Genomic DNA, 11068 nt, shown 5'->3' on the forward strand with positions numbered 1-11068 from the left:
AAGCGCGGCCTCGATCTGGCCTACCGTCGCACTGCGACAGCGACCGACGGGGCCAGATGGCGATCAGGCAAGCGACTTGCAGGCTCCTCGACCGGGCGCTTCTCCGGCGGCTGGCGCCGTTCGCGCGCGAGGACTGGACGGCCTCCGCGGTGATCATCGCTCCGCATCCCGACGACGAGACGCTCGGCTGTGGCGGCGTGGCCTGCAAGAAGATCGCCAGCGGCGCCGAGGTGCGCTTCGTCTTCGTCACCGACGGTGCCACCTCCCACGCCGCCCAGGTCGGGCCGGCAGCGCTCCGGCGGATGCGGGCGCAGGAGGCGATCGATGCCACCGGGCGGCTTGGCGCCGGTCCCGACAGGGTCGCATTCCTGGAGTTTCCCGACGGCCGGGCGTCCTACCACGTGCCGGAAATCGCGCGCCGGGTGGCCGCGCTGCTTCACGAATGGCGGCCGCAGAGCGTCTACGTCGTGCATGGGGGCGACCCCACGCCGGACCATCGGGCCGTTCATCTAGGGGTGTCCGAGGCGATTCGCATATACGGCGGGCGGCTGACGGTGTTCGAGTACCCGGTCTGGTACTGGTATCATTGGCCATGGATAGGCTTCCGCGGCGACCTGCCCGGCATGTGGCGCACCACTGCGCGGCAGACGGCGCGCACTGCGGCCGGCCTCATGTCGCTCGGCCAGTTGAACGCGATGGCGGATGTAGCCGACGTCTCCGAGGTGAAGCGGCAGGCGCTGGCGGCGCATCGGTCCCAGACCGAGCGTCCGGCCGGGGCGCGCGACTGGCCGGTCCTGCGGGATCTCGGTCGCGGCGGTTTCCTCGCCCGACTGGTGTCCGACTACGAGCCATTCCTGCGATACGAAGCCAATGTCTGACCGACGGACGCAGGCAGATTGAGGAGACGATGATGCTCGGGTTCCAGAAGCTTACGGCGCTGCTGTCCGACGTGCGGCGAATTTCCGGTGGCGAAGGGACGGGCCTGAAGATCATTCCCCTGGAGGGCGACCGCGAAATCGCCCTCGGCTCCTACGAGCCGCCGGTGCAGCGGGCGCTGCTCGACAACCTCGCGCCCGGCGACGTGTTCTACGACATCGGCGCCAATATCGGCTTCTTCTCGCTGCTCGCCGCGCGGCGCGTCGGACCCGAGGGCCAAGTCTATGCCTTCGAGCCGGTGCCCCGCAACGCTGCGGCGATCGGCCGAGGCGCCCAGCTGAACGGCTTCTCGGGTCTCGAGGTGTTCGCCAAGGCGGCGGGCGCGACAAGCGGAACGGCCGAGCTCAACCTCGCACACCACATCGGCGGGGCGGTGCTGGCCAGCGTCGGGGCCCCGCCGGATCGGCGCGGTTCCCTCTCGGTGGAGGTGGTTGCGATCGACGACATCATCCGCCAGCGTGACCTCAGGCCGCCCTCGCTGGTGAAACTAGACGTCGAGGGGGCGGAGATGGAGGTGCTCGAAGGCATGGCGGCAACTCTGCACGCACATAGGCCGATCCTCATTGTCGAACTCGACGACGAGACGAATGCAGGCCTCGAGGCCAAGACGGCCAGCCTCGTGTCCCTGCTCGCCGAGGCGGGATACCAGTTCGAACGGCTCGCGCAATGCTACCCGGACGCCGACTGGCAGGTTACGCATTTCGTCGCCAGGCCGACTTGACCGCGGGAGAGGAACCGGTTCCGGCAGAACCGGGTCTGCTTCCTCCTCCGGGATCATGGGCTGGCGAGATTCCCCCGACCGTTGGCGATCCGGGCAGGCTCGATGTCGCTCTGGCACGGCCCGGGATGAGCGCTTCGGTCAGCCCCGGAGATGGCGCAAGGCACCTACGGCCAGACGGAGCTCGGCGCGCAGCAGCAACAGGGCAGAAGCGGCGAAGGTCACGGCCCCCAGCGCAATCTCGGCGGTGAGCAGCAGCGGCACGGGGGCACCGGCGGGGGCAACTTGCCGGAAGAGCTCGATCGCCGCGACCATGAGCAGGCAGGAAAACGTCAGCCGGGGGAATGATGCCATCGCCGCGACGGCGTCGATCCCGGCCAGCCGCCTGGCCAGAACGAAGAATATCGGCAGCAGCGCCAGATTGCAGAGCACCACCCCCGCGACCGCCGCGTTCACGCCCAGCTGCGTCGCCGGAGGCACGACAAGGAGCACGAAGCCTGTGTAGAGCACATTCATCTTCAGGAGCAGCCGAGAATGCCCGAGGGCGAGCAGCGACAGTCCGGACAGACTGTCGAGGATCCGGAACAGGCCGAGGAACATGAGCAGCTGAACCGGCCGGACGGCGACCTCCCATTGCGCACCGAAGACCAGAGGCACGGCCTTGGGCGCAACGGCCGCGAAGCCGAAGAAGATCGGAAAACCGATCAGTGCCGAGATCAGGGTCGCCATACGGAAGAAGTCGTTGATCCGGCCCGGTTCGCCCTGCAGCCGGGAAACCGCCGGCATGGTGACGGAGATGACCGGCCCGAGAAAGCACTGGGTCAGAAATTCGAGCGGCCGCCGGGCAAAGGCGAAGATGCCGACCGCTTGCGTGCCGATGAACAAGCCCAGAATCACCTTCGGCAGTTCGTCGTTGATCAGGTTCCACAGCGACTGGACCACCAGGGGCAGGGCGAAGCCGGAAAGGTCGCGGCAGCGGGCAAGCGAGAACCTCAATTGCGGTCGCCAGTTGCCGAAGCCGATCAGGATCGCGGATTCCACCGAGACCCTGGCGATCTGCATGAAGACCAGGCTCCAGACGCCGAACCCCGCGAGCGCCAGCCCGATGCCAAGCATACCACCGGTGGCGGTGCCGATCGTGGTCCGGAGCGCGAACAGGCGAAACTCCAGATGCCTGCGCAGCACCGCCGACGGCACCGATCCGATCGACTGAAGGAAGACGATCGCGCCGGTCCAGCGAACGAGCTCGGCCAGCCGTGGCTCGCCGAGCGCCCAGGACATCGGTGCGGCCATCAGCCAGATCAGCAGTGACGCGGTCAATCCGACCGAAACCAGGAGCCAGAAGGCGGAATCGAGGTGGATCGGCTCGAGTTCGGACCGCTGCACCAGCGCCTCGGGGATTCCGTTGATGACCAGGACACCGAGAATGACCGGAGCGACCATGGCGAGCGCCGCGAGGCCGAACGCTTCGGCATCGAGCTGCCGGGCGAGGACCACGACGATTGCGAAGGAGAAGAGATGGCGCCCCCACGACTCGGCAGCACTCCAGGCGGCGCCACGGACGATCCTGGCGCCGGTGGCCGCAGTCATGGCTGCGGATGCTCGCCTATCGCGATCCGAGGCGCCGCAAGTCGGCAGCTGGCCTTTCCGCAGCGCTTGAGGTCCACCCGGCCCAGGTTCAGTGGCCGCCAAAGGCAGTGACGCAGGTAGTCGGTCAGGAAACGGACGAAATGTCGCGTCGGCATCGGGGTGACCGCCCATGCGCGCCAGAGGACCAGCGATCGCAGCGCGATCGCTGGGCGCGATCCTGTGCGACGTCCCATGGTGTCGATGGCGGCATAGGTGACGATGCCTCTGAAACGGGTGCCGAACATGTCGAGCAGACGGGCAATTTGCCGGTCGTAGGTCTCGTCCTTGCCGAAGCCCTGCCGGTGCTTGGTCGACCCGACGGGCCGTGTGTGGGCGACCACCACGTCGTCGACGATCGCATAGCGCAATCCGGGGCTGTCGGTGAGGCGGCACCAGAGCAGGTCGATGCCGGTTTCGAACGACAGGTCGAAAAGCGGCAGGGCGCGAGCCAGATGTGCGGCGCGGAACACGGGGCACATCATCTCGACCATATTCGTGTAGCGGAGCCGGTAGTGCGGGTTGCTGAGGCAGGCGGCGTAGGAAAAATGGCTCGTCCAGGACAGCGAGGGCTGGAACAGGTCGAGCCCGTAGCGGTCGCCGAAGCCGAAGAGCCGCTCCAGATCCTGTTGTGACGCGCGCAGATCGTCGTCGAGGAGGGCGATGAAGTCATAATTGGCGAGGAGTTCGGGATGCTCGCGAAACAGCCGCGCGAAGCCGCTCACCTTGCGGCCCGAGATGGCGATCTCGGCGTGGCCCTCCCGCTCGTCGAGCGAGGGACCGGCCTCGAATCGGGCGACGAGGAGGTCAAAGCCGGGGCGCGAGGGGCCTTCGACCCAGCCCGGATGCAGCGACGCGCGGCCGGCCCGCACCACGATCAGGTTGCGGGAGCCGCCGAGCCTTGGAAACGCCGGTCCAAGGGTGGAGGACGCCCCGTCAGGCATCCTGCCGGCCTCGCCGGGCGGAGCGCCCGCCGAAGCGACCGAGGATCGCAAGGCCGGCGGCGCGCAGCCTGACCCTCAGGGACGGCGAGACCGACCCGACGGCCTCGAGCGCCACCCGCCCGAGCCGGACCGGATGCATCAACCAGATCGTCAGGGCCGCCGCTGTCGCCAGGAACGGTGCGGCGACGCGGTGTCGGTAGGCGATGGCGTAGAGATGGCGGATCCGGCTGCTGAATTCCCGCGCGTTGGCCTTGCCGCCGGCCGCCGCCTGCCAGGCCAGTCGGTCGGCGCTGGTGAGGTTTACCGATCGTGTCGGGTGCTCGCGGCTGTAGAGCACGGCCTCGGATACGTGCACGAAGGGTCCGAGCAGGGCCAGTTCGGAAAGCAGGGCGCAGTCGGAACCGTAGTAGGGTAGGTGCAGCGAAGTCGCGAGCAACGCCGAACGGCGGTGCAGCCCGAAGATCGCCGCGTCGAGGCCCTGTCGGCGGGTCACCATGTCGAAGCGCCGGTAGGCGGCCACGTTCTCGACCGCCGGCAGCGGATCCTCGATGTAGCCTGTCAGGGCGCCGCTCTCGTCGATGCCCAGCAGCCGACCATAGGCGGTAACCGCCACCGGCCGGGCGGCAAGCGCCGCGATGCAGCGGTCCAGGTAGTCCGGGCCGATCAGATCGTCATGGGCGCACCACTTGAACAGCACACCCGAGGCGAGTTCGACGCCCCGGTTGAAGTTGGCCCCGGCGCCGATGTCGGCCTTGTTGCGAAAGTAGCGGATCCGCCGGTCGCTGCGCTCCAGACGCTCGCAAATCTGCTGCGTCGCGTCAGTCGAGGCATTGTCGACGATCAACAATTCGTAGTCGGTGAAGCTCTGCGCCAGCAAGGATCCGACCGCCGCCTCGATGAAGCGCTCGCCATTGCGGACGGGCATCGCCAGGGAAACGGCAGGGGTCATTGCGCAGCGCGGCCCCCTCAGAGCGCCACGACTTCCGCGCTGATGCCAAGCCCGGTCAGACGCTGCGATACCTCCTCCTGGTAGAGCGGATTCATCACGATCACCAGGCCGGGATCGAATTCCGGAAGCGCCTCGGGGGCGATCACCGCATGGCCGCTGCCCGGCAGGAATTTTCCCTGTTTGTAGGGGTTGATGTCGACGACCGCTGCGATTTCCGCGCCGAGGCCGAGCGTCGTCACCAGCGAGACCGCCTTCGAACTGCCGCCCCAGAGCACGACACGCCGGTCACTTCTGTTCGCGGCTTCGATGCGGTCCCTCCAGTCGCGCTGGCTTTGCCGGACCCTGGCCGGAAAGTCTTGCACCAGACGCCGCATTTCGGCGACCACGTCGGGGTCGGGGGGAATCGTGCGGGTCGGCTGCGCTGCGGGACGAGCGTATTGAACGATGTACTGTCCGCCGTAGGCCAGCTTCACCTCGTCGACGACGAAGCCTTCGCGCCGGAACAGGTCGGCATGGGTGCCGGCGCTGAAATAGGAACAATGTTCGTAGTAGACGTCCCAGAATGCCCCCTCCTGCAAGACGCGCGCAAAGTCCGGGGTCTCGAAGACGACCTGGACGTCGCGACGGGGGCCGATCATCTGGCGAATCGCGGCCAGAAAGCTGCGCACGGCGGGGATATGCTCGAGGGTGTGCCTGCAGATAACGATGTCGGAGGGCAGATCGAAATGCGCCGGACCGAACAGCTCGGGGACGAAGCGCACCGTGACCGCGCCGGACGTCCGGCCCGGGTCCGCCCGGTAGCCGGGGTCGATGCCGATCCCGCAGGCACCGGCCAGTTCGCACAGCTGAACGAGAAACTCGCCCTTGCCGCAGCCGATCTCGACGATCTGCTTGCCGGTCGCCTCGCAGGTCTCGGAAATCTCGCGCACGAGGTCGCGCGCGAAGGTATTGAAGGTGTCCGAGAAATGCTGCGACTCCTCGAAGTTGGTCGAATAGGCCATCGACGGTGCGTCGAAGATCACATTGAAGGCGAAGCCACAATCGTCGCAGAATGCCAGTTCCAGATCCCGCCGCGGAAAGGCCCGCGCCGCCTCCGGCGATTCGAGCAGGATGCAGCTGTGCAGCGGAATCGACTGCACCCGGTAGAAAGGCTCGATCTCGCTGCTTCCGCATGCGGGGCAACCGCTCGTGCGCGGCCGCCGCACCGGGCTCGGGGCCGGCTCCCTCGCAGCGAAATCGTCCATCACACGATGTCCAGGCTGGGTGTCGGCACGATGAATTGTCCGCCCCCTTCGCGATACGGGCGTTGCTCGGCGATGATCTCCTGGCGGAAGTTCCAGGGCAGGATCATCACATAGTCCGGCCGGTCGTCGATCAGGCGGGCCGGGTCGCAGACCTTGAGCCCGACGCCGGGCATGTATTTGCCGTGCTTGTGGATGTTCTTGTCGACGACATAGTCGATGGTATGGTCGTTCAGGCCAAGATAGTTCAGCATGATTGTGCCCTTGGCGGCAGCGCCATAGGCGGCGATGCGTTTGCCCTCCGCCTTGAGCCCCTCGATCAGCGCCCGCGCCCGGTTGCGGAATCCGGCGACGCGCTGTGCGAAGTCCTCGTAGAACCGGTAGCTGTCCATGCCGAGCGCCTTCTCCTCGGCAAGGATCGCCAGGACCGCCGGGCTCCGCGCCTCGTGCTTGCCGATGTAGAGCCGCAGCGAGCCGCCGTGAATCGGCAGCCGGCGCACGTCGTTGATGAACAGCCCGTTGCGCCGGAACAGCGCGTCGGCACTGGTGACAGAGAAGTAGCACAGATGTTCGTGGTAAATCGTGTCGAATTCCACGTGCTCGACAAGGTCGCGCAGATAGGGAAACTCGACGACGGCGACCCCGTCCTCCTTGAGGATCGTGCTGATGCCGGCGGCGAAATCGTTCGGATCCGCCACATGCGCCACCACGTTGTTGGCCAGGAGCAGGTCGGCGGCCAGCCCCTCGGCACGCACCGATTCGGCAAAGGCGGTGGTGAAGAACGAGGATCGGGTCGGAATGCCGGCCTCGCGGGCAACCTGCGCCTGCTTCGGCGCGGGTTCGACGCCCATCACCGGTATTCCACGCGCGGCGAAGTTGCGCAGCAGGTAGCCGTCGTTGCTTGCAGGCTCCACCACAAGGCTCGTCGGACCGAGGCCGAGCCGCTCGATCAGTTCCTCGGCGTTCTGCTGCGAATGTTCGAGCAGCGCCGGCGAGAAGGACGAGAAATAGAGATAGTCGGCCCCGAACAGCTCTTCCGGCGGCGGTGTCTCGAGCAGCTGCACCAGCGTGCAGTCGGGGCAGAAGGCGAGGCGCAGCGGATAGCGTGGCTCCCGGCCGCAATGTTCTTCGCCGACGAGCCCGTCGGACCTAGGCATGGTCCCGAGGTCGAGCACCGGCTTCAGGCCGACGCGCCGGCAGGAATGGCAGTGGGCGTCCCCGCAGGCCGCAGCGAAACCGTCGGCGTCGGCCGTCGCAGCACGCTCCGGGGCGGCTGTCGGCTCGACATGCCGCAGATCGGAACCGATCACGCCGTCGGCGATCAGCTTGCGCACATGGGCGATGCGCTGGTAGCGCGGGCCTTCGAATTCGTCGAGCGTCAGGTTGCTGGCCTTGTAGGCCTCGTAGAGCTGCCGGGCTCCCTTTTCGGCATCCCAGACCGGCACGAAATCCGGCAATGTGCGTCGGATCTTGTCGCAGTCGACGCGATAGCATCGGGGGTCGGGACCGGCTCCCTCGGCGAAGTCGATCCGGCAATCGGGCACGACCCGCGCAACGATCTCCGCCAGCTCGCTGATGCGGTAGTTCTGCTCGGTGATGCCGACATTGAAGGCCTGGTTCCAGACCGCCGCCGGCTCGGACTGCACCGTCGCGAGGAAGGCACGGGAGATGTCCTCGATATGAACGATCGGCCGCCACGGCGTGCCGTCCGACTTCATCAGGATTCGCCCGGTCGTCACCGCCCAGGCGACGAGATTGTTGAGCACGAGGTCGAAGCGGATGCGCGGCGAGACGCCGTAGGCCGTCGCCGGCCGCAGGTAGGTCGGACAGAAGTCTCTGTCCGCGAGCACGGCGATGTCGAGTTCCGCCCCCGCCTTGGACTCCCCGTAGGGCGTCACCGGCCTGATGGTGCCGGTCTCGTCGATGAAGTCGTCGCCGGCGCGGCCATAGGTCGAGCAGGAGGAGGCGAACACGAAGCGACCGACCCCGGCGCGCTTGGCCAGACCGGCCAGCCGCGCGGCCGCGACCTGGTTGATGGCGTGGGTGACGTCGGGGTTGAGGTCGCCGAGCGGGTCATTCGAGAGCCCGGCCAGGTGAACCACGGCGTCGAACCCGCGCAGGTCCGCGACATCGAGGTCGCGAATGTCCTTTCGCACCCAGGGGATCTCCGGGATCCGCCCGCCGGCCTCGAACGAGCAGCGTTCGTAGAGATCGGTGTCGCAGCCGACCAGTTCGTGGCCGGCCTCCTCGAACAGCCGCGTGAGGACTACGCCGATATAGCCGCGATGGCCGGTGACGAAGACGCGCATTGCTCTCTTTCCCAAGTTGCCCACGGCCGGTTGCCCGACGCCCACATTTCCTCAAGTTTCGTTTTGTCGCGGAGCGTATCCATGCACGCCCAGAATCCGCGATGATGGTAGGCCATCAGCTCGCCATCGCTTGCGAGCCGTTCGAGCGGCTCGTGCTCGAACATGATCTGGTCGCCGGCAATGTAGTCGAGAACCTGTGGCTCGAGCACGAAGAAGGCGCCGTTGATCCAGCCCTCCGCGGCCTGCGGCTTCTCGGCGAATTTGGTTACGCGAGCGCCGTCGAACACCATATGGCCGTAGCGGGCGGGCGGCCGTACCGCCGTCACCGTCGCGAGCTTGCCGTGGCTGCGGTGGAAGGCGAGGAGTTCGTCGAGATCGACGTCCGACACCCCGTCGCCCCAGGTGAGCATGAAGGTCTCGCCGCCGAGCCACGGGGCGAGCCGCTTGACGCGGCCGCCGGTCATCGTGTCCGCGCCGGTCTCGACGAGGTCGACCGTCCATTCGGGATGCGGCCGCTCGTGCGCGCGCACCGACGCCCCTCCTGGGCCGCCCATGCGCACGGTCAGGTCGCCGTTCAGCGCGGCATAATCCGCGAAATACCGCTTTATGTACTCGCCCTTGTAGCCCAAGGCGACGGCGAACTCGTTCAGGTTGTGGCGAGAATAGTGCATCATGATATGCCAGAGGATCGGCCTGCCACCGATCTCCACCATCGGCTTGGGACGGACCTGCGTCTCCTCCGCCAGCCTGGTTCCGTGTCCTCCGGCAAGAATCGCGACCCTCACGGCAACCCCCGTACTCGATTCGCCGGACGGGCCGGCGGAATTTCGCTGCTGGCAGTATGCGCACCGGGATCGTGCCGGCCACGCCGGCATTGGGCGGATATCTCTACACCTTGCGCCCGTATCTTGGGCAAATAGGGCGTATGGCCCGTTCTCGGCAATCGGGCCGTTCGCAGGCCTCCCGCCGGCACGGGGCCCGCGTCGCGCCGGCCTCCGGCGGCCATCGGCTGAAAGACGTAGTGGTGCCCGTACGCTACCCGACTATGCTCATCTGGCGCGCTGAGCGGTGCGGGCGAGTAGGGTTCTGAGATGTCACATGTGATGGCCCAAGACCGCGTCCATCGTTCCGTGGTCTGGCCGAAGTGCCGGGCCTGCGGCGACGCCCGCGTCGAACCGCTCCTGGCGGAGCGCTCGGTTCCGCTCTACTGCAATGTGCTCTGGGAGGATCGTGCGCGCGCGGTCGAGGCGCCCCGCGGGCCGCTGCGGCTCTCGGTCTGCCCGAACTGCAGTCACGTATACAACGAGGCGTTCATCCCCGAACTTCTCGACTACACCCCCGCCTACGAGAATTCCCTGCACTATTCGTCACATTTCAGCGGCTATGCCGAGGACCTCGCGCGAAGCCTCGTCGACAAGTACCGACTGCACGGGCGGTTCGTGGTCGATGTCGGCTGCGGCCACGGCGATTTCCTGGCGCTTGTCTGCCGGCTCGGCGGCAACCGCGGCCGCGGCTACGACCGAAGCTGCCCGCCCGATGCCGCGGCGATCGCGCGGGGCCTCGACGTCGTGTTCGTGCCGGAATTCTTCTCCCGTGCCATCGATCTGCCCGCCATCGACCTGCTCTGCTGCCGCCAGGTGCTCGAGCACATCGCCGACCCGGCGGCATTCCTCGCCGAGATCGCCGCGTCGCCCGCGGTCACCGGCGAAACGGTCTTGTTCTTCGAGGTGCCCAACGCAGCGTATACCTTCGAGGACGACGGCATCTGGGACCTGATCTACGAGCACTGCTCGTATTTCACAACCCGCTCGCTCGTCGCCCTCTTCGAGCGCTGCGGGCTCGAGGTGATCGCGACCCGAGACCTCTACTCGGGGCAATATCTCGGCATCGAGGCGCGGCCCGTCCCGGGTGCGCGGGCCGCCGGTCCGGGGAGCGTCGCCCCGGCAACGGCCACGAACGGCCCCTTCGCCGAACGCTACCGCAGCAAGCTCGCCCGTTGGCAGAATGCGGTCGCCGGATGGGCCGCAGATGGCGAAAGGATCGTGATCTGGGGGGCGGGGTCGAAGGGCGTCGGCTTTCTCGACGCGCTGCGACCGGCCGCGGTTGCCTATGCCGTCGATCTGAACCCGCGCAAGCGCGGTCGCTTCCTTCCGGGCAGCGGCGCCGAAGTGGTCGCACCCGAATTCCTGTCCGAGTATCGCCCCGACCGGGTGATCCTGATGAACCCGGTCTATCGGACGGAGGTGAGCAACCTGCTCGCCCGGCTCGGCCTCTCGCCAGCGCTGGTCGCGGCCTGAAGCATGACGCGCCGGCAACAAGACGAATGCCGCGTCCGCCCCGGGCAC

At 67.2% G+C, this 11068-nt stretch carries 9 protein-coding genes; 3 read left to right on the forward strand and 6 right to left on the reverse strand.

What is annotated here, in order from left to right:
- The first annotated feature begins 56 nt into the window (after positions 1 to 56).
- Together V7050_RS03795 and V7050_RS03800 are read left to right on the forward strand one after the other, a co-directional pair.
- Positions 57 to 878: a PIG-L deacetylase family protein gene (locus V7050_RS03795; protein WP_324364955.1), complete on the forward strand. Its 822-nt coding sequence runs from the start codon at positions 57 to 59 to the stop codon at positions 876 to 878.
- A gap of 29 nt (positions 879 to 907) precedes the next feature.
- The gene (locus tag V7050_RS03800; protein ID WP_324373847.1) at positions 908 to 1657 is read left to right on the forward strand and encodes an FkbM family methyltransferase; all 750 of its coding nucleotides are present in this window, start codon (positions 908 to 910) and stop codon (positions 1655 to 1657) included.
- Positions 1658 to 1795: 138 nt separating this feature from the next.
- Here the strand turns inward: V7050_RS03800 and V7050_RS03805 are convergent, their stop codons facing one another.
- Genes V7050_RS03805 through rfbF form a run of 6 tightly spaced genes read right to left on the reverse strand, consistent with a single transcriptional unit; the run spans position 1796 to position 9508 of the window.
- The gene (locus V7050_RS03805; protein ID WP_324373849.1) at positions 1796 to 3346 is read right to left on the reverse strand and encodes a lipopolysaccharide biosynthesis protein; all 1551 of its coding nucleotides are present in this window, start codon (positions 3344 to 3346) and stop codon (positions 1796 to 1798) included.
- Positions 3241 to 4224 (reverse strand): hypothetical protein, encoded by a 984-nt coding sequence (locus V7050_RS03810; protein ID WP_324364949.1) that lies wholly within the window; start codon positions 4222 to 4224, stop codon positions 3241 to 3243. Before V7050_RS03810 ends, V7050_RS03805 begins: the two co-directional genes overlap by 106 nt.
- Positions 4217 to 5173, reverse strand: coding sequence for a glycosyltransferase family 2 protein (locus V7050_RS03815; protein ID WP_324364947.1), 957 nt, complete (start codon positions 5171 to 5173; stop codon positions 4217 to 4219). Before V7050_RS03815 ends, V7050_RS03810 begins: the two co-directional genes overlap by 8 nt.
- A 17-nt stretch (positions 5174 to 5190) precedes the next feature.
- Entirely contained in the window at positions 5191 to 6417 is a 1227-nt protein-coding gene (locus tag V7050_RS03820; RefSeq protein ID WP_324364945.1) for a class I SAM-dependent methyltransferase, read from the reverse strand.
- A complete protein-coding gene (locus V7050_RS03825; RefSeq protein ID WP_324364943.1) occupies positions 6417 to 8723 on the reverse strand; it encodes an NAD-dependent epimerase/dehydratase family protein in 2307 nt (768 codons plus the stop codon). Before V7050_RS03825 ends, V7050_RS03820 begins: the two co-directional genes overlap by 1 nt.
- The gene (rfbF, locus tag V7050_RS03830) at positions 8681 to 9508 is read right to left on the reverse strand and encodes a glucose-1-phosphate cytidylyltransferase (protein ID WP_324373851.1); all 828 of its coding nucleotides are present in this window, start codon (positions 9506 to 9508) and stop codon (positions 8681 to 8683) included. The genes V7050_RS03825 and rfbF overlap by 43 nt, the downstream gene beginning before the upstream one ends.
- Positions 9509 to 9826: 318 nt before the next feature.
- Between rfbF and V7050_RS03835 the strand changes: the two genes are divergently transcribed.
- Positions 9827 to 11020, forward strand: coding sequence for a class I SAM-dependent methyltransferase (locus V7050_RS03835; RefSeq protein WP_324364939.1), 1194 nt, complete (start codon positions 9827 to 9829; stop codon positions 11018 to 11020).
- The last annotated feature ends 48 nt before the right edge of the window (positions 11021 to 11068 follow it).

It is taken from the genome of Amaricoccus sp. (assembly GCF_036846665.1).
In the GTDB taxonomy this organism is placed as follows: Bacteria; Pseudomonadota; Alphaproteobacteria; order Rhodobacterales; family Rhodobacteraceae; genus Amaricoccus.